General features: G+C 63.5%; 17 protein-coding genes. 5 read left to right on the forward strand and 12 right to left on the reverse strand.

Annotated features, from left to right (window positions below; translation table 11 throughout):
• Position 1: 1 nt before the first annotated feature.
• On the reverse strand, positions 2-892 hold the full coding sequence (locus HU764_RS23415; RefSeq protein WP_027592499.1) for a LysR family transcriptional regulator: 891 nt from the start codon (positions 890-892) through the stop codon (positions 2-4).
• 85 nt (positions 893-977) lie between these two features.
• Here HU764_RS23415 and HU764_RS23420 point away from each other — a divergent pair, with 85 nt between their 5' ends.
• From HU764_RS23420 to HU764_RS23435, 4 genes are all read left to right on the forward strand, one after another.
• Positions 978-1,310, forward strand: coding sequence for a DMT family transporter (locus HU764_RS23420; RefSeq protein ID WP_008095055.1), 333 nt, complete (start codon positions 978-980; stop codon positions 1,308-1,310).
• Between the two features lie 161 nt (positions 1,311-1,471).
• Positions 1,472-2,647 (forward strand): NAD(P)/FAD-dependent oxidoreductase, encoded by a 1,176-nt coding sequence (locus tag HU764_RS23425; RefSeq protein ID WP_186702407.1) that lies wholly within the window; start codon positions 1,472-1,474, stop codon positions 2,645-2,647.
• Positions 2,644-3,456, forward strand: coding sequence for an aldo/keto reductase (locus HU764_RS23430; protein ID WP_085272294.1), 813 nt, complete (start codon positions 2,644-2,646; stop codon positions 3,454-3,456). Before HU764_RS23425 ends, HU764_RS23430 begins: the two co-directional genes overlap by 4 nt.
• Positions 3,457-3,493: 37 nt before the next feature.
• Positions 3,494-4,462 (forward strand): hypothetical protein, encoded by a 969-nt coding sequence (locus HU764_RS23435; RefSeq protein WP_027592496.1) that lies wholly within the window; start codon positions 3,494-3,496, stop codon positions 4,460-4,462.
• A 160-nt stretch (positions 4,463-4,622) separates the two neighbouring features.
• On the opposite strand, the gene hldE is transcribed toward HU764_RS23435, so the two are convergent.
• The 3 genes from hldE to HU764_RS23450 form a co-directional block, all read right to left on the reverse strand.
• Positions 4,623-6,044, reverse strand: a complete 1,422-nt coding sequence (gene hldE, locus HU764_RS23440) for a bifunctional D-glycero-beta-D-manno-heptose-7-phosphate kinase/D-glycero-beta-D-manno-heptose 1-phosphate adenylyltransferase HldE (RefSeq protein WP_027592495.1) — start codon at positions 6,042-6,044, stop codon at positions 4,623-4,625.
• Positions 6,045-6,174: 130 nt separating this feature from the next.
• On the reverse strand, positions 6,175-7,983 hold the full coding sequence (msbA, locus tag HU764_RS23445) for a lipid A export permease/ATP-binding protein MsbA (protein ID WP_186677324.1): 1,809 nt from the start codon (positions 7,981-7,983) through the stop codon (positions 6,175-6,177).
• Positions 7,984-7,998: 15 nt separating this feature from the next.
• Positions 7,999-9,174 carry an O-antigen ligase family protein gene (locus HU764_RS23450; RefSeq protein ID WP_186677322.1) on the reverse strand — a complete coding sequence of 392 codons (1,176 nt, stop codon included), beginning with the start codon at positions 9,172-9,174 and terminating at the stop codon, positions 7,999-8,001.
• Between the two features lie 100 nt (positions 9,175-9,274).
• Between HU764_RS23450 and HU764_RS23455 the strand changes: the two genes are divergently transcribed.
• Entirely contained in the window at positions 9,275-9,880 is a 606-nt protein-coding gene (locus HU764_RS23455) for a hypothetical protein (RefSeq protein ID WP_027592492.1), read from the forward strand.
• Positions 9,881-9,883: 3 nt separating this feature from the next.
• Here the strand turns inward: HU764_RS23455 and HU764_RS23460 are convergent, their stop codons facing one another.
• From HU764_RS23460 to HU764_RS23495, 8 genes are all read right to left on the reverse strand, one after another.
• Positions 9,884-10,975: a glycosyltransferase gene (locus tag HU764_RS23460; RefSeq protein WP_186702408.1), complete on the reverse strand. Its 1,092-nt coding sequence runs from the start codon at positions 10,973-10,975 to the stop codon at positions 9,884-9,886.
• Between the two features lie 45 nt (positions 10,976-11,020).
• A complete protein-coding gene (locus HU764_RS23465; RefSeq protein ID WP_027592490.1) occupies positions 11,021-11,794 on the reverse strand; it encodes a glycosyltransferase family 2 protein in 774 nt (257 codons plus the stop codon).
• A 64-nt stretch (positions 11,795-11,858) separates the two neighbouring features.
• Positions 11,859-12,815, reverse strand: a complete 957-nt coding sequence (locus HU764_RS23470) for a glycosyltransferase family protein (protein WP_085272293.1) — start codon at positions 12,813-12,815, stop codon at positions 11,859-11,861.
• A 48-nt stretch (positions 12,816-12,863) separates the two neighbouring features.
• Positions 12,864-14,267: a PIG-L family deacetylase gene (locus tag HU764_RS23475; protein WP_186702460.1), complete on the reverse strand. Its 1,404-nt coding sequence runs from the start codon at positions 14,265-14,267 to the stop codon at positions 12,864-12,866.
• Complete coding sequence (locus HU764_RS23480) at positions 14,264-15,160, reverse strand: antimicrobial resistance protein Mig-14 (RefSeq protein WP_027592487.1); 897 nt, start codon at positions 15,158-15,160, stop codon at positions 14,264-14,266. The genes HU764_RS23475 and HU764_RS23480 overlap by 4 nt, the downstream gene beginning before the upstream one ends.
• Positions 15,160-16,290 (reverse strand): glycosyltransferase, encoded by a 1,131-nt coding sequence (locus HU764_RS23485; RefSeq protein WP_085272290.1) that lies wholly within the window; start codon positions 16,288-16,290, stop codon positions 15,160-15,162. The genes HU764_RS23480 and HU764_RS23485 overlap by 1 nt, the downstream gene beginning before the upstream one ends.
• Positions 16,274-18,031: a carbamoyltransferase family protein gene (locus HU764_RS23490; protein ID WP_186702409.1), complete on the reverse strand. Its 1,758-nt coding sequence runs from the start codon at positions 18,029-18,031 to the stop codon at positions 16,274-16,276. Before HU764_RS23490 ends, HU764_RS23485 begins: the two co-directional genes overlap by 17 nt.
• Positions 18,032-18,269: 238 nt before the next feature.
• Entirely contained in the window at positions 18,270-19,106 is an 837-nt protein-coding gene (locus HU764_RS23495) for a 23S rRNA (adenine(2030)-N(6))-methyltransferase RlmJ (RefSeq protein WP_027592484.1), read from the reverse strand.
• Positions 19,107-19,178 lie beyond the last annotated feature (72 nt).

The raw sequence follows: 19,178 nt of genomic DNA on the forward strand, positions 1-19,178 counted from the left end.
TTTACCCGATCGCGCGCAGGTGCACCGCAAAGCGCTCGGCCAGCCATTGCGCGGCAGGCCCCAATGGCTCGTCACGGCGCCAAGCCAGTTCTACGACCAGTGCCGGTGGCCGCCACTCGCTGGCGAGCTCGACCATGTGCGCCTGGTAAGTGGGGTACTGCACCACGTGCCGGGGCAACCACGCCCAGCCCAGGCCACGCATCAGCAGCTCGGCCATGGCGTAGAAGCTGTCGGCACGCCAGATCTGCGGGCTGATCGCCTCGCCGCCGGGGTAGCCACTCTGTTGCGGGGCGATCAATAGCTGGCGATGGCGCGCCAACTGCTGGCGGTTGACCTTGGCCTGCTGCGCCAGTGGATGGCCGACTGCGCACACCGTGACCATTTCCACACTGCCCAAGGCACGACGCTCCAGCGATGCCGGCATGCTTTCGTGATGAAAGAACAGGCCAAGGTCGGCACGCCGCTCCACCAGCTTGCGCGCCACATCGCCCTGGGCGCCGCTGGCCAGTTGCACTTCCAGGTACGGGTAACGGCTGGCCAGTTCATCGAGGCTGTCGATCACCGGTTGATAGGGCATGGCCTCGTCCTGGGCGACACGCAGCAGGGCTTCCTGCCCGCGCATCAGGGCCAGCGCACGGCCGTCGAGGCGCTCGCATTGGCGCAGCAGCTCGCGGGCGTCCTCCAACAGCGCGGTACCGTTTTCGGTCAACTTAGGCTGGCGGCCGCTGCTGCGGTCGAACAGGGTCACGCCCAGGTCGGCTTCAAGCATGGCGATTGCAGTGCTGATTGCCGACTGCGCTTTGCGCTGCTCACGGGCAACGGCGGAGAACGAGCGCAGCTCGACGACGCGGACGAAGGTCCGCAGTTGGTCGAGGTTCCAGTGTTCCGCCATCAACCTATCTCCCATGGTGATAGGTAATGACTTTACCGCATCCAGGTGGCGTCTAGAATGCCCGACCAGTCACCGGAGAATTGCCATGAACGCCTACACCTACCTCGCTATTGCCATCTGCGCCGAAGTCATCGCCACTGCCTCCATGAAAGCAGTGAAGGGCCTGAGCACGCCGTTGCCATTGCTGTTGATGGTGGTCGGTTATGGCATTGCCTTCTGGATGCTGACCCTGGTGGTGCGCAGCATTCCGGTGGGTATCGCTTATGCCATCTGGTCGGGGCTGGGGATTGTGCTGATCAGTGTGGCAGCGCTGGTGATCTATGGGCAGAAGCTGGATGTGCCCGCAATGCTGGGCATGGCGATGATCGTTGGCGGGGTGGTTGTGATTCAGCTGTTTTCGAAAACTGCCGGGCATTGATGCAACCTGAATTGGCCTCATCGCCGGCAAGCCGGCTCCCACAGGGGTAGCATTGGCCTCTGACTCAACGCCGTACCTGTGGGAGCCGGCTTGCCGGCGATAGGGCCGTCTCAGGTATAGCCTGTATACTTGCCAGCTGTCCCAGTCTTCGAGGTACCGCCATGCCAACCGCCATTTCCACTGACGTGCTGATCGTCGGCGCCGGGGTCGCAGGCCTCTGGCTCAATGCCCGGTTGCGCCGCCAGGGCTATTCGACCGTGCTGGTGGAACGCGCCAGCCTGGGTGGCGAGCAGACCATCAAGTCCCAGGGCATCATCCACGGCGGCACCAAGTACGCCCTGCACGGCGCCCTGACCGGCGCCTCGGAAGCGATCGCCGACATGCCGCGACGCTGGCGCGAGGCCTTGGCGGGCGACGGTGAGCTGCCGCTGGGCAAGACCCGCCTGCTGTCCGACGCGCACTACCTCTGGTCCCCCGGCACATTGGCCGGTAACCTCACCAGCTTCTTTGCCAGCAAGGCCGTACGCGGCCGCGTCGATCAGGTCAAGGGTGAGCAACTGCCACCTGCGCTGCAGGACCGCGACTTCAAGGGCAAGGTCTATCGCCTGGCCGAGCTGGTCATCGACGTGCCCAGCCTGCTGGCCAACCTGGCCGAGCTGGCCGGCGACAGCCTGCTCGCCGGCGAACGTATCGAACCCCTGCGTGATGGCGACGAGCTGGTTGGCCTGCGCGTGGACGACCGTGAAATCCGTGCGCAACGTATCGTGCTCAGCGCCGGCGCTGGCACCGAAGACGTGCTGCACGCCTTGGGCCTGAGCCAGCCGGCCATGCAACGTCGCCCGTTGCACATGGTCATGGCCAAGGGGCCGAACCTCAAGCCACTGTATGCACACTGCCTGGGCGGTGGGCCCAAGCCACGGGTCACCATCACCACCCACCCGGCGGCGGATGGCCAGTGGGTCTGGTACCTCGGCGGCGACCTGGCCGAGGCCGATGGCGTGGCGCGTGAGCCTGCCGCGCAGATTGCCGCAGCGCAAAAGGAAATCGGCAACCTGCTGCCGTGGGTCGACCAAAGCCAGATTCGCTGGGCCACCCTGCGCGTCGACCGTGCCGAACCGGCACAGTCGGGCCTGGTACGCCCGGACAACGCGTTTATTGCCGACCAGCAACGCCTGCTGGTGGGCTGGCCGACCAAGTTGGCGCTGGCCCCGGACTTCAGTGACCGGGTAATCGCCAAGCTTGAGCGCGACGGCATACGCCCCAATGCCCAAGCCGATCTCTCTGGCCTGCCACGCCCTGCGCTGGGCGTACCTGCTTGGGAGCAATTGCTGCCATGAGCCTGCCGACCCTGCACGACTTCCATCGCCCCCTGGGCAGCACCGGCCTCACCGTTTCGCCCCTGGGCCTGGGCACGGTCAAGTTGGGCCGCGACCAAGGCGTGAAGTACCCGACCGGTTTCACCATCCCCGGCGATGACGAGGCCCGCATGCTGCTGGCCCAGGCGCGCGAACTGGGTATCAACCTGATCGACACCGCCCCGGCCTATGGCCGCAGCGAAGAGCGCCTTGGCCCGCTGCTGCGCGGCCAGCGTGATGAGTGGGTGATCGTCAGCAAGGTCGGCGAAGAATTCGACAACGGGCTCTCCCACTTCGACTTCAGCGCCGCCCATACCCGCCGCTCGGTCGAACGCAGCCTGCGCCTGCTGGAAACCGACCACATCGAACTGGTGTTGGTGCATTCCGACGGCAATGACTTGGCCATCCTCGAACAGCAAGAGGTCTACCAGACACTGGCCGCCCTCAAGCAGGAAGGCAAGATCCTCGGCTACGGGCTGTCCGGCAAGACCGTCGCTGGCGGCCTCAAAGCCCTGGAACAGGGCGACTGCGCAATGGTCACCTACAACCTGAACGAGCAGGCAGAACGCCCAGTGCTGGACTACGCTGCCGAGCACGGCAAGGCGATTCTGGTTAAAAAAGCCTTGGCCAGCGGGCACATCTGCCTGGCGCCTGGGGTTGACCCGGTGCAGGCCAGTTTCGAGCTGCTGTTCTCCCACCCGGGGGTCAGCAGTGCTATCGTCGGCACCATCAATCCGTTGCACCTGGCCCATAACGTGGCCACCGTAGCCCGAATTCTGGGCCAGCATTGAGCCGCCCTCGCGGGCGTCCGACAGGAGGAGGAACCTCGTGCCGCGTACGCTGATCCGCAAAAACCCGAGCAACTTCAAGACACTGCCGCTGCATGTCGAGGCAACTGCCGAAGGCCTGGTCTACCAGAGCATCGGCATGCCGCTGAACTTCGCCCAGACCCAACAGCGGCGCAGGGCCATCCAATTGCCCGACACTCAGCGTTTCGTGGCCGAGCTGGCCAACCTGGGCGTTTCGGTACGCCTGACCCTGCATTGGCAAAACCGTGATTACTGGGTACTGGTGCGCCAGCGGCGCCAGGACCGTGGCGACGTGGTGCTGAAGCTGATTTCAGGCTACGTCCCCGCTCAAGAGCTCAACTTGCCGCTGCACACCGCCGTCCAGGAAGTGGCCGAGGAGTGTTTGCTGGAAACGCCGGAAGGCTGGCTGGGCGGGCGCTTCAACGATACCTGGCTACCGGCGCCCTACGCCGCCGCACTGCACTACCGCGAAGCGCTGCCTTTTGTGCTGACGCCGGAGTCTGGCGCGGCACGGCCGGTGCATTGCGGCAAGCTGATGCTGCTGGAGCGACCACGGGCTTACGTGCACCTGCCGACTGCCTCGTTGCAGCTGATCTATGACATGCGCCTGCAGGTGCCCAAGGACGCCAAAAAGCTCAGCTTGTTCCATGTCGACGAACGCCTGGAAGGTGACCAATTGGTGGCCCGGCTGAATCGCAAGCGCCCAGACCTGTACCTGATGCCATTGGAAGAAGGCCGACCGTTGGCCGAGCTCTATACGCTGAAAAAGGACGAGCTGGTGCCGGCGAGCACGCGCGGGCTTTACTTGGCAGAGAGCTTTGCCCGGCAAGAAGGCTGGGTGGTCACCGATGAGCGGATTCGCTGGCGGGATTGGGTGAAGCAGCAGGGCTTGGTGGAGGCCAAGCCAGGGCGGGCTTCACACCTGCAGCGGTTTGGCGACAAGGCACGGGCGCTGCTAGCGCGGGCGCGGACCTCGCTGAACAAATAAATTCACGCGCGCGCCCTGTAGGAGCAGCCTTGTGCTGCGAAGAGGCCGGTGAAAGCACCATAGATTGAGGGTGCTGTCACCGGCCTCTTCGCAGCACAAGGCTGCTCCTACAATGACCGCGCATTGTGCAGGTACAAGGACCGCGCAGTGCGCAGGTACATCAATGCTTGCGGATCTTCTCGACAATCGCCGTGGTCGAGCTGTTTTCAACCAGCCCGAGCACTTTCACGGTCCCGCCATAGGCCTTGACGATGTCGGCGCCGACCACCTGGTCGATACCATAGTCGCCGCCTTTGACCAGCACATCCGGCTTCACCTGGCTCAGCAGGTTTTCCGGCGTACCTTCCGGGAAGCTGATCACCCAATCCACCGCCCCTAGCCCCGCCAGTACCGCCATGCGGCGGTCGACGCTGTTGATCGGGCGGCCTGGGCCTTTAAGGCGGCTGACCGACGCATCGTCGTTGACCGCGACGATCAGCCGATCGCCCTGGGCCCGCGCCTGCTCCAGGTAGGTGACGTGGCCGGCATGCAGAATATCGAAGCAGCCGTTGGTGAAGACGATTTTCTCGTTGTGCGCACGCGCATCATCAATCGCCAGCAGCAGTTGCTCCAGGCCCAGCACACCGCGCTCGGAACCTTCTTCGCGCTGGATCGCCCGGCGCAGCTCAGGCGCGCTGATTGCCGCCGTGCCCAGTTTGCCCACCACGATGCCCGCAGCCAGATTGGCCAAGGCAACCGCGTGTGGCAGTTCTTCACCGGCCGCGATGGCTGCCGCCAGGGTAGAGATCACGGTATCGCCGGCACCGGTCACATCGAACACTTCACGCGCCCGGGCCGGCAAGTGCAATGCGGGTTGGCCGGTACGCAGCAGGGTCATGCCATGCTCGCCACGGGTGACCAGCAAGGCGCCCAGGTCGAGGTCCAGCAGCAGCTGCAGGCCCTTGGCGACCAGCTCCGCCTCATCGGCGCAACGGCCAACGATGGCTTCGAACTCGCTGAGGTTCGGGGTAATCAGGCTGGCACCGCGGTAGATGGAAAAATCCTTGCCCTTGGGGTCGGCCAACACCGGAATGCCCTTGGCGCGTGCAGCCTGGATCAGGCTCTGGTGGTTTTTCAACGCACCTTTGCCGTAGTCGGACAACACCAGCACCTTGACGCCATCGAGCAGGCTGTCGACCTCCGCGCCCAACGACAGCGGGTCGGTGGCGAACGGTTCTTCGAAGTCGATACGCAGCAGTTGCTGGTGGCGGCTCATGACCCGCAACTTGACGATGGTCGGCTGGTGCGCGATGCGTTGGAACACCGAGCGCACGCCTGCAGCTTGCAGGCTGTTGGCCAGGCTGTCGGCGGCCTCGTCCTGGCCGGTAACACCGATCAGCGACGCCGGCGCGCCCAGGGCGGCGATGTTCAAGGCAACGTTGGCCGCGCCGCCGGGGCGATCCTCGATCTGATCGACCTTGACCACCGGGACTGGCGCTTCAGGCGAGATACGCGAAGTACCGCCATGCCAGTAGCGGTCGAGCATGACATCGCCGACCACCAGTACCGGGGCTTGATCGAAACGCGGCATGGACAACTTCATGGGCAACCCATATGAAAATAATGAACAGGGGCAGGATATTAGCACAGGGCAAGCGACGGCTTTATGGCCAGATCGGGCCCTTGAAAATTCCGGTGACAATCGGGGCCGGCGAGGCCCCGATCAAAGAGGTTCAGGTGATATCGGCCTTGGCCGGCTCATCCAGGCCCATCGCATGCAGGCGGGCATAATGGCCATTCGCCTCAAGCAGCTCGGCATGGGTACCGCGCTCTACTAAGCGGCCCTGGTCCATCACCAGAATCAGGTCGGCCTTCTCGATGGTCGACAGGCGGTGGGCGATGACCAAGGTGGTCCGCCCTTCCATCACGTGATCCAGTGCGGCCTGGATATGCCGCTCGGACTCGGTATCCAGCGCCGAGGTCGCCTCGTCGAGGATCAGCAGTGGCGCGTCCTTGAGCAATGCACGTGCAATCGCCAGGCGCTGGCGCTGGCCGCCGGACAGCAACACGCCGTTCTCGCCAACCTCGGTATCGAAGCCCTTCGGCAGCTTGTCGACGAACTCCTTGGCATAGGCGTCGGCAGCCGCCGCCTCGATGTCCTCGCGCGGTGCACCGGCCAGGTCGCCGTAGGCGATGTTGTTGGCCACCGTGTCGTTGAACAAGGTGACGTGCTGAGTGACCTGGGACACATGGCGACGCAAATTACGCAGGCGATAGTTCTCGATCTCCTCGCCATCGAGCAGAATCTGCCCTTTGTCGTGGTGATAGAAGCGCGGAATCAACGCCGCCAGGGTCGACTTGCCGCTGCCGGAGCGGCCTACCAAGGCAATCATCTGCCCCGGTTCAGCAACAAAGCTGATATCGCTCAGCACCTCACGGTCGGTGCCGGGGTAGGTGAAGCTGAGGTTACGCACTTCCAGACGGCCTTCTACCTGCGCCTTCTCAAGGGTGCCCGTGTCTACCTCGGGCTCTTCGTCGAGCTGTTCGAAGATGCTTTCTGCGCCGGCGAGGCCCTTCTGGATGGTCGAGCTGACTTCGGACAGCTGGCGGATCGGTTTCGGCAGCAGGCCAGCCGCGGTGATGTAGGCCACCAGGTCACCGGCGGTCGAGTCACCACGGAGGTACAGCACTAGGAACATCAAGGCCGCCATGGCGGTGTAGATCACCAACTGCAGCATCGGCGTGTACAGCGAGCCGGTCTTGGTCATGCGCAGTTGCTTGTCGGTATTGCTTTGGCTCGCGCGGCCAAAACGCTGCTGTTCGTAAGCCTCGCCGCCGAAGCTGCGCACCACGCGATAGCCCTGGATGGTCTCGGACGCAACGTGGGTCACGTCGCCCATGGCCACCTGGATCTTCTTGCTCTGCTTACGGAATTTCTTGCTGGCAACGCTGACCATCACCGCAATCACCGGCAGGATGGCAACCATCACCAAGGTCAGGTGCCAGTTCATCCACAGCAGGTAGGCGAACAGGAAGACCACCGTCAGGCCTTCGCGGATCACGACCTTGATCGCGTCGGTCGCAGCGCCGGTGACCATGGTCACGTTGAAGGTGATGCGCGAGATCAGGTGCCCCGAGTTGTGGTTGTCGAAGTAGCGGTTGGGCAACACCAGCAACTTGTTGAACAACTCGACACGCAGGTCATGCACTAGGCACAGGGAAACCTTGGCCAGGAAGTAGTTGCCCAGAAACGAGCCCAACCCCTGCCAGGCCGCGATCAGGATGATCAGCAGCGGCACCGCCTGCAGCAGTTGCAGGTCGCGCAGGTAAGGCACGGTAGGGAACAACACCGCTTGCGGATTGCTCAGGCCATCGACGAAATACTTGAGGATCCCGGCCAGCATCGGCTGGGTCGAGGCGAAGATCACGAAACCGACGATGCTCAGCAGGAAAATGCCGGCATAGGGTTTCACGTAGCTCAGCAGCCGGAAGTAGATCTTCAGGCTGGAGGTATGCTCCGCGGTTCGCGGTGTTTCGGCCATCATCGAGCTCGCTGTTCAGGTTGAACCGGAAATTTTACCACAGGCGTCATTTTCGGCACGCCCCCAAGGCAACATCATGGCCAGGCCGACCGGCAGCCAGCTGATGAACCATTCTGCACGCGGCGTACCGGTGAGGCTGGCGGCATCGAACTGCATGGCCAGGGTCGAGTAAACCCAGAAGCACAGCAGGATCTTGCCGAACAGCGTGCCACGTGCCCGGACAATTTCAGCCAGGGTGTACAGCCACACGGCCACCCACAGCAGCATGCCGGGCAGGCCCATTTCCACGGCAACGTGGGTGAACATGTTGTGGGTATGGTCGAAGTGCAGGCCAACGGCGTTCACATCGTACGCCGCGCCCAGCCCCAGCCCAGTCCAAGGGTGGGCGGCGATCATGTTCAGCACCGCATGGAAAATCTCCGGGCGGTACGATGAGCCGCGCTCGGCGATCAGGCTGAACAGGGTGTAGAAGGCCGCAGCGGTGGCGATCATGGCGAGGATGGCGAACAGCCGGCTGTGGCGGTCGCGGAACCACAGCGGCGCTAGCACCACGGTGATGACCAGGGCCAGCACCGCGCCACGGCTCTGGCTAAGCACCGCGAAGGCCCCCAGGCAGGCCAGCGCCACCAGCCAGGCCAACTGCAGGCCGCGATGACGCGGCGGTTGGTAAAGCAGCAGCAGCGCGGCAGCGCCAATCACATAAGCGCCCAGGATCGGGTGCGAAATCTCGCCGATCCCCCCCAGCCTTACCGGCAGCGGGTTGCCCTGCACACCATAGAAGTTGATGATCGAGATCAGCGCGGCGAGGCCCAGCAAGCCGCTGCCAAACGCCAGCAAATGGCGAATTCGCCGCTGACCACGCTGCGCCAACAGCGGGAATGCCATCAGAAACACCAGGATATAAATCAGCCGCTTGATTTCGCGCCCGGGGTCCTCGGACGGCGACCAGGCCAAACTGATCCCGCTCCAGGCCAGCAACAGCAGCACGCTCGCCCACAAGGCCGGCTGGCGCCGCCAAGCCTCAGCCAGCACCTGCCGGGCAGACCACGCCAACAGCAACGTCGGCAACCACAAGAACAGCACCAGCCCTTGCTGGTACAGCTTATTGCTGGGCGCCAGCGCAATCGCCGCCAAGAACCAGACCAGACCCAATCCTAACCAGGCGCGCGCCCAGTTTTTTTCATACAACATCCTTTCCCCCGATGAATCAAAGACACCATCCATGGTGCTACCGCATTATTTTCGGCATTATTGCCGGTCATTTTGCTCGCCAGACGACAAGGCCCTATTCATGCAATGCTCCCGGCTCACCCAGGTCGAATTCGATCAGCTGACACTAGGCGCACAGGTGCTAGAGGCAGACAGCCATGGCGCCAAAGTCTACCTGCTCGAGAATGGTAATTTCCTCAAGGTTTTTCGTCGCAAGCGACTGATTTCATCTGCGCTGCTGCGCCCCTATTCCCAGCGCTTCGTCGACAACGCCGCGCGCCTGGCGCAATTGGGCATTCCTACCCTCGAGGTGATCAGCCAGCACAAGCTTGACTTGCCCGGCAGAACGGCGGTGCTGTACCGCCCGCTGCCTGGGCGCACGCTGCTGCAGATGTCGCGCGACGCTGACTTCAGCTGGGACACTTACCTGCCGCGGTTGATCGAGTTGATCCGCCAACTGCACCGCAGCGGTGTCTACTTCCGCTCGTTGCACCTGGGAAATGTCGTGGTCACCCCCGACCAGCGCCTGGGCCTGATCGACGTGGCCGACATGCGCTTCCTGCGCCCGCCGCTGTCTGCACGCATGATTCGGCGCAACGTGCAGCACATGGTGAACTACATTCAGCGGGAGAACCTGGGTGACCGGTTCCCCCTCGCCGACTTCGAGGCCGCCCTGCTGGCCCGCTGACACTCAACCGCGCAGCAGGCTTTGCGACCCGTTCTGGAAAGCCTGCCAGGCCTGCTCCGGCGCCAATGCCTGGCGTTGCCGGGCAGCCAGCGCCGTGGCGCCGGGCACGCTGCAGCGCTCTATCGCCGCGGCCCAGGCTGATTGGTCAGCAATTGGCAGGTAGCCACCGGTGTCCAGCAACTGCTCACGGAAGACCAACAGGTCGCTGCAGACCACCGGCACATCGGCCATCACCGCCTCTTGCACGACCAACCCCAAGCCTTCTGACCGCGAAGGCACCAGTAGCCAGTCAAACGCGCGATAGAGCTGCTGTAGGTCTTCACGGTGACCGCACAGGTGCACACGCCCGGCCAGGCCCAACTCGTCGATGCGCGCTTGCAGCACGGCATGCAAGGGGCCTTCACCGATGATTGCCAGTTGCAGATCAGGCTTGTGGATAGCGGCCTTGGCAAACGCCTCGATCAGCATTTCAAAGCCTTTGCTTTCGACCAGCCGCCCCACTGCACCCAACACCTGCCCATTGCCGGGCTGCAACGCCAGCGCTTGCCGGGCCTGCTCGCGGCTCAACAGCGGCTCGACGAACGCCCGTGGGTCCAGTGCCATGCGCAGGGTTTGTACGGGCCTGCCGAGATCACGTTCAAGGGCTTCGGCAAGCGTATGGGAAACCGCCGCGATGCTCAGGCGCTCGGCGGGCAGCGTACGCAACAAGCGGATGTCACTTGCCGTCAGCCGTGTCTTGCCATGAAACAGCACCTTGGCGCGTACGTTGGGAATCTGCTGCAACAGCGGCAGCACCAGCCGGGCGACGCCGACACCATCGAGCAGCACGACTTCGGCCTGGGCCTCGGCCAGCGCCTTGCGCAGCCGCATGCGCAGCCACGGGCGCAGCAGGCGCCACAGGTGCCGGCCCTTGAGCGCACGCGGTGGCATGTGCCACTCCCGGGTCGAACCGAGCCCACAGCAAAGCCCGCTGCCTAAAAGCAGCCAGTTGCTGATCCTGGCATCGGGGCCCGCATGAGACAGCACCTGTCGATGAACCTTGTGGATGGACATGTACGGCGAACCGCCTGCCCACATCATATTGACGATGTTCATGGGGTTAGCGCCCCTCTCCCGCTCAAGTCAGGTGGGACTGCGACTTCATTGAACAAAAATGGTGATACCCATGCCGATTACGGCACCCGCCACCAGCGTCAATGCCAGCTTTATTCGATCACGTTGACGACGTTTGGCCTTGCGCTCTACTTCTACCGGCAAGGTCACGTGATTACCAAATCCTGTGTGCAATACTGCATCACCCTCCAAGGTGACCGCTGTCAGATTTAACTCTGAATAGCGACGGGAAAGCGCCTTTTCTCCAGCATAGGCGGCAAATGGTGCACAGCGCTGATAATCGCTCAAACGACGCAGGCCGGGGTTGAGCGAAAACGCTTGCCAGTCGGCCTTCTCGGACAGCAACGGATAGCACGGCACGCCCGCGATCACCTGGCGATCGCCCAGGTGGATGTAGGGGCTGTGCACGGCCAGGTCGTGGGCATGGCTGCGCAGCCAGACCTGCAGCAGGTTGGGGCTGACCTCCAGGATGGCCCGGGAATCTTCGACAAAGCCCTGCCGATAAAAATGCCAGTCATCCTCGCAGTGGAAGATGTAGGGCGTCTTGACGTGGCTGTAGGCCAGGTCGATCGACGGCAGCTGGCCCAGTTTTGGCCGGTTGACGAACACCGTGCAGTGCGGTTTCCAGTGCTCCGGCACTGCCCCATGCACGGCCTCGTCACCTGAATCTTCGGTGATGAAGACTTCGCGAATGGGCGCGGTGTTGTAGCGATCGAAACTCTCAAGGGTATCTTTGAGCAGATCGAACCGCCCACAACTTGTCACGACCAGCGTGACGTCACTCTCATTTGAAAAGCGCACCGGACTCCCTCCGCATTGCGACAATCGACTTCCAGCGCCCGCTCCGTAGGCACGAAAGCTCTTTTTAAATACCCAGCTTCAGGCGTAGCCGCTGCCAGGCAGACAACGGCGGATGAGGCCTGAGCGCAGGGCGCATGTGGTCGACGATGCTACGTCCAACTTCACCGAAACTGAAACGGGAAACCGCCAGATGGCGGCCATTTTCTGCAATCCGCTGTGCCAGCGCAGGGTCGGCCCGCAAACGGCCAAGTTTTTCCTGGAGGGTCGGAATGCTGTCGTAGAACACCACGTTGTGCATGTCTTGCAGGCCCAGGGCGCGGTTTTCTTCCTCGCCCTGGTCGAACGCCAGCAACACACAGCCACAGGCCATGGCTTCGAAGTTCTTGATCATGTACTCGCCCATGCCGACGTCGGCACTGACGAAGAAACGAATACGGTTGAGCGTGTTGCAGTAGTCCTCGCCGGACTTGGTACGGGTCACTACCAGGTTCTCGACCCGCCCCAGCTCGTCCAACAGCGCCTTGCGCCCACTGTAGGCAACGCTGTTGGTGCTGCCCACGAACGCCAGTTCGATGTCGCGCTCACGCCCTTGGTCGGTCAGCAGGTGCTCATCGTAGCCTTTGGGCACGAATACCGCGTCAAAACCTTCCTGGCGCAGGCGCTCACTGACCATGTAACCCGAACTGATCACCCGCGCCCACGGCAGCTTGCGGTAATGCGCGCTGAACTTGCCGGTGTACTTGCAGGGGATGTAGTTCTGGTAGGCGTCGTGCTCGAGGATGACCAGGTTAGGCACCGTCTGGATGAACGCCACCTGGCGAATCTCCTGCTTGAAGCGCAGGAAGAACACGATGCGGTCATAACGCTCCACCTGCACTTCACGCTTGAAGTAGCGGCGCAGGTTACGCTGGTCTTCGCTGGTCAGCCAGCGCAGGTCACATTCGCAGTTGGCCGCGACGCCATCGTACAGGCGGTCGAGAATCGCCCGCTGTTCCTTCTGCACCAGAAATAAGACTTTCATTGCGTTCCTTGGGCGCTCAGCGCCATCGCGGTCAACCAGGGGGCGCGCCTACAGCTCACGCCGCCAGAACAGTTCATGTCGGCGCACGGCCTTGCGGAAGAATTCGTTCTCGCCATAGGGCGATGGCCGGCGCCCGGCCAGCCAGCGTTGCAACAGGCGGCGCAGGCGGCGCTTGAACGGCGCCGGGGGCTGTAGGTCGTGCATCATGCCCAGGGCCATGGCCTTGTCGTGTTGGGTCGGCAGGCCCAGCACCAGCGCGCACGGCGCCCACGGCTGGTCGGCACTGAGTTGCGGCGGCAAGGCCACACCGTCGCCGCTGTCACCCATTGGCCAGCGGTCGTTGTCATGCAGGTGGTTGGCATAGCACAGCAGCGTTTGCGGCTGCCACTCCAAGCCCTGCAAGGCTTCCAGCACGGCCGCCTGGGCACAGATATGGTCAGGGTGCGGGTCGAGTTGCGGGTGCGGCATGACCAGCACTTCGGGCTTGGCCATGGCCAGCAACGCGCGCAGGTCGGCCAACAGGTTGTGCCAGGTCGGCGCACCATCACTGTCGGCGGGCAGCGCGAATGGGTTGAACTGGCGGAACGGGCGGATATCGGCCATGTCAGCTTCGCGTGAAGCCGCCGGCACATCCGGCGCGGCCTGCATGGCCGGCAGTTGCAGGCAGAAGTAGCCCAACTGCACGCAACGCGATTCCGGCACGCCCGCCCAGCGCGGCACGGCAATGCTGTCCCAGGCACGCAAACGCCCTTTGAGGCGCGCCGCCTCGGCCTTGCCCAGGCCCATCTGTTGATAGTGCTCGGCTTCGATTTCGCCGGCAGTCAGGGTCACCACCCAGGTTTCGTCGGCTTGGCTGTACAGGCCATAAGCTGCTAGCTCAGCGTCATCGGCATGGGGCGCAATGACCATCACGCGACGGCGCTGCAACTCGACGCTGGGGGTTATCCACAGGCGCGGTTCGCCCTGCAGCCGGCAATGGCGGCCACGCAGACGCAGCGTACCGGCCTGGAGCGGCGCGGCCAAGCCGGTCAGGTTGAGGAAGCGAACCCCGTCGACACCGCGCTCGAACGCCTGCCGATCCGTCAGCTCATCCGCCAACAGCTCCACCCGCGGGTCGAGAAACCGCCCCAACCAGGTGCTCTTTACCCGCAGCTCCAGGACCAGGGTTTCGTCGCCTTGCAGCGCTGCACCGGCCTTCAACAGGCCGTTCTGCAGGCTGGCCGAGGCTGTACGGGCCTGCTCACCGAAGTTGTAGGCATAGTCCTCGGTGGGCGCGTAGAACAGGTGGTCCGCGAACCAGGCCTCGTGGGCGGCCCACACCAGCGGCAGCAACAACAGCGGCAGCCACCACCAGGTGAATACACCCAGCCCGATCAGCGCGAGCAGGCCTGCAAGCAGGCCCAGGCGCTTGTTGCGCCGGTGGCGCTTGAGCAACTGCTGCTTGCGGCTCACGCCTGAAACACCGGCACGGGGTTGCACCAGCGGTCCTTGTACTCGCGGTCGGCGCGACCGAACGAGAACCGCAGGGGTTTGTTACGCGCCCGGGCGTCTTCCCAGGCCGCCTGGGTATTCAGGAAGCTCAGCACGCTACCGGGGCTGAACGCCTTGGTTTCCGGGTCGACACCGCCATTGACGTACTCGACGCTGATCCACTCGGGCGCCTCGACGCGATACACCAACTGAATCGCGATGGGCTTGTCGTCGAGCAGCAGCACCGAACCGATCAACAGCTCGCGCAAACGCTCGAGCACCTCGTCAATGCGCTCGGCACCGGTGGCCGGAAAGCCCCAGCGACGCTGGAACAGGTCACGGTACATGGCGGCAATCTGGCCGGCGTCAAAGTCACTGATCGGCCGCACCACCCCGCCCGCCTCTTCCAGCAAACGCAACTCGCGGCGCTGGTTGTAGCGAAACTTCTTCGACAGGTCCTCGTGGGCACGGGCCATGGCCAACTGCTCGGTCTGCGCCTTGAGCCCAGTGAAGCGGCCCTGGTTCAGCTCGGACAGGTAACGCGCGGCATGGCGCAGTGGCGCGCCAGCATCGGCGGCGGCCGGCAGGATGATCTCGGCGTTGCCGAGGTCGAACAGGCCTTTCTTGCCCGCACGCTTGAGCACGTCCTTGGACAGCGCCAGGTGGCGGCCCCAAGTGGGGATCGCTGCCTTCAGCTCGCCGCCTTGCAGCCACCCCAGGTAGCGCACAGGAATTTGCGCCAGCTCGGCCAACTGCTCGACCACCAGCGGGTGCGTAGCCACGCTGCCGCCAAACCGTGCCCAGGCTTCGGCATACGCGTTGGCGTCGATGACTTGCCAGCCGCGTTCGCGGAAGGCTTGAATATGATTGAGCATCACGCCTGCGCCACCAGGGCACGCACCTGCGGCAACTGCCAGAAGGCCTCGCGCACCGCCGGGTCAGAAAAGCGCTGGTGCAGGCGTTGCAGCATGTGCTCGGCGCACGCTTCGCGCTGCTGCTCATCCAGCGTGGCCATGTGCTTCAGGCCTTGGGCCAGCTGCCCAGCGTCACCGAGCGGGAACAGCACACCCACACCTTCGACCACTTCACGGGCACCGCCGCAGGCCGTGGCCAGCACCGGTACGCCCGCCACCATGGCTTCAAGCAGGACCATGCCGAACGGCTCGTGGTCCGAACTCAAGGCGAACACATCGAACGCGGTGAAATAACGGCGGGCATCCGGCACCTGGCCGAGGAAGTCCACTTGCGCGGCGATACCCAGCTCGGCAGCCAGCGCCTTGAGCTCGGCTTCCAGGCGGCCTTTGCCCAGTATCGCCAGGCGCGCGCCAGCAGGCAGCCCCGGCAGCGCTTGGGCAAAACCGCGCAACAGCGTGGCCTGGTCTTTGTCCGGGTGCAGGCGGCCGACGTTGCCGACGATCCACGCCTGAGGGTCGAGGCCAAGTGCCTCGCGCGCTGCGTCCCGAGGCACCAATGCCGCCTGCAGGGCCTCGATGTCGATACGGTTGTACAGGGTCTGGATACGTTCAGCCGGCCATGCGGGCAGGCAGCGGCGCATGTCGTCCCGCACCGCATCGGAAACGCCGAGCAGGCTCAGGCGCTTGCTGAACAGGTTGGCAAACAGCCGCCGCCCTTTGCGCTGATAGTCGCCAAAGGCGTGGTGCACACCGATCACCGGCAGGCCGGTGCCCAACAAGGCGACATAGATCGGCTTGAACCGGTGGGCGATGCAGAAACTGAAATGGCGCTCAGCCGCAATCCGCCGCAAAGCACGGATGGCGCCAAGCTTCAGCCCACGCACGGCCTTGGAGCTGAACTCCAGGAACAGCACCTCGTCCGACGCGCAGCCGGCCGCGACCTGCGGGTCGGCGGCGCCGGTGAGAAACACCGTGGTGACCTGGTAGCCACGCCCCTGAAACAGGCTGGCGTACTGACGGGCACAGTCCAGAAACGGCCCGTCATAGCCATGGCAGAACTGCAGGATGCGCGGTTCAGAGCGGCTGGTCATACGCGGCCGCGCCGTCCTTCACTACCAGGATGTCTTCCATGATCAGGTACTGCAGGTCCGAGCCGAAGAACATGTTCAGGGCATCGGTCGGCGAGCAGATCATCGGTTCACCCCGACGGTTCAGCGAAGTGTTCAGCGACACGCCGTTGCCGGTCAGGTCTTCCAGCGCCTTCATCATGTCGTAGTAACGCGGGTTGTATTCGCGCTTGAGCACCTGGGCACGCGAAGTGCCGTCCTCGTGGACCACCTCCGGTACGCGGGTTTTCCACTCTTCAGCCACTTCGAAGGTGAAGGTCATGAACGGCGCCGGGTGATCGACTTTGATCATCTGCGGGGCGACGGTGTCGAGCATCGACGGGCAGAAAGGTCTCCAGCGCTCGCGGAACTTGATCTGGTGGTTGATGCGGTCAGCCACGCCTTCGACGCTCGGGCAGCCGATGATCGAACGACCACCCAGGGCGCGCGGGCCGAATTCCATGCGGCCCTGGAACCAGGCCACCGGGTTGCCGTCGACCATGATCTTGGCGATCTGCTCGGGCATGTTCTCGAGCTTGCGCCACTTCGGCTGGTCTGGGTGACGGGCACAGGCGGCGATCACGTCCTCGTTGGAGTACGACGGGCCGAGGTAGACGTGCTCCATCTTCTCGACCGGCACGCCGCGGGCATGGGACACATAGGCCGCGGCACCCACCGCAGTACCGGCATCACCGGAAGCAGGCTGAACGAACAGCTCCTTCACATCCGGGCGAGCGATGATCTTCTGGTTGAGCTTGACGTTCAGCGCGCAGCCGCCGGCGAAGGCCAGCTTGCCGGTCTGCTTCAAGGTATCGCCCAGGTAATGGTCGATCATCTGCAGGGCCAGCTTCTCGAACAGCGCCTGCATGCTGGCGGCGTAGTGGATGTACGGCTCGTCGGCGATGTCGCCTTCGCGCTTGGGACCCAGCCACTCGATCAGCTTCGGCGAGAAGTAGAAGCCCTTGCCCTTCTCTTTATAGCGGCGAAGGCCGATGACGTTGGCGTATTCGGTGTTGATCACCAGTTCGCCGTTCTCGAAGCTGGCCAGGCGCGAGAAGTCATATTTGCTGGCGTCGCCGTACGGCGCCATGCCCATGACCTTGAACTCGCCGTCGAGCATTTCGAAACCGAGGAACTCGGTGATCGCGCCATACAGGCCACCCAGGGAGTCCGGGTCGAAGAATTCCTTGATCTTGTGGATCTTGCCGTTTTCGCCATAGCCGAAGAAGGTCGTGGCGTACTCGCCCTTACCGTCGATACCCAGGATCGCGGTCTTTTCCTTGAAACCCGAGCAGTGGTAGGCGCTGGAAGCGTGAGCCAGGTGGTGCTCAACCGGTTCGATCTTGACCTTTTTCGGGTCGAAGCCCAGTTGCTCCAGGCACCAGACGATCTTCTTGCGGTAGCGCTTGTAGCGACGGTTGCCCATCAGGATCGCGTCGAGGGCGCGGTCCGGGGCATACCAGTAGCGCTTGGCATAGTGCCAGCGGGCCTTGCCGAACAGGCTGATCGGGGCGAACGGAATGGCTACCACGTCGACGTCGGATGGCTTGATGCCTGCCTGCTCCAGGCAGAACTTCGCCGACTCGTAGGGCATGCGGTTCTTCGCATGCTTGTCACGCACGAAGCGCTCTTCTTCGGCGGCGGCAATCAGCTTGCCGTCAATGTACAGGGCCGCGGAAGGGTCATGGCTAAGGGCGCCGGACAGGCCAAGAATCGTCAATGCCAAGGGATTAGCCTCTTCTTTCGGTAGAGATGCGCCAACGGCCTCGTGGGCGGATGGCGGCTAAAGGGCGAGATTATAACGCAAACAAGAAGGACACACCGCCCCCTTGTAGGAGCGGCCTTGCGTCGGGAAAGGGCTGCGCAGCGGCCCCAGGTTTTGCAGTGTGGCAGAAATTGCTGGGGCCGCTGCGCGGCCCTTTCGCGACGCAAGGCCGCTCCTACAGGGGGCTTGCGGTGAATGCTTATTCGGCGATCAGCCAGTCCATCCGGTAGCTACCCGCCGTCTGCGCCAGCTCTTTGGCGAGCCAGGGCAGCAGTTCCTTCAGCTCTTCCTCCAGCCCCCACGGCGGGTTGGCAATGGCCAGGCCAGAGCCGTTGAGCCCCTGCGGGCTATCCTGGTGGTGCACATACAACTCCACGCGCAGCAACTTGGGCGCGCCAGTGCTGGTGAGGTCCTGATAGAAGCGGGTCAGCGAGCGCTGGTCCTTGATCGGGTACCAGATGGCCGCGACGGTTTGGCGCATGCGGCCAATCGCCTCTTTCATCGAGGTGGTACAGCGTTTGAGCTCATCAGCCTGCTCAAACGGCGGGTCGATCAGCATGATCGCGCGTTTTTCCTGCACCGGCAGCAAGGCGCGCGGCACATGCCAGCCCTCGCCCAGGTGAACGAAGACGCGTGGGTCTTTCTTCATGTTCTCTTTGAGCAGCGGCCCGTCTTCGGGGTGCTTCTCGTTGAGCAGGGCGCGGTCTTGCTGACGCATCAGGCGGCGGGCCAGCTCTGGCGAACCTGGGTAGTAACGCAACTCGCCATCGGCATTGAGGCGCTTGATGATGCGCAGGTAATCGCCTGCCATGGCCGGCAGGTCGTCGCGGTTCCACAACCGGGCAACGCCTTCGAGGTATTCACCGGTGCGGGTCGCCTGGTCGCCCTGCAAGTCATACAGGCCAAGGCCTGCGTGGGTATCGATATAGGCGAACGGCTGCTCCTTGCGCGACATCAGGGCGATGAGGCGGGTCAGCACGATGTGCTTGAGGACGTCGGCGTGGTTGCCGGCGTGGAAGGCGTGACGATAGTTCATGGCAACTCCTGCGGGGGTGGCAAGTTTACCTTGCCTTGCAGGCGGAGTCAGGCCTGGCTGTCGATCGGCGGC

Origin of the sequence: Pseudomonas kermanshahensis, assembly GCF_014269205.2 — a bacterium.
GTDB classification, from domain to species: Bacteria; Pseudomonadota; Gammaproteobacteria; order Pseudomonadales; family Pseudomonadaceae; genus Aquipseudomonas; species Aquipseudomonas kermanshahensis.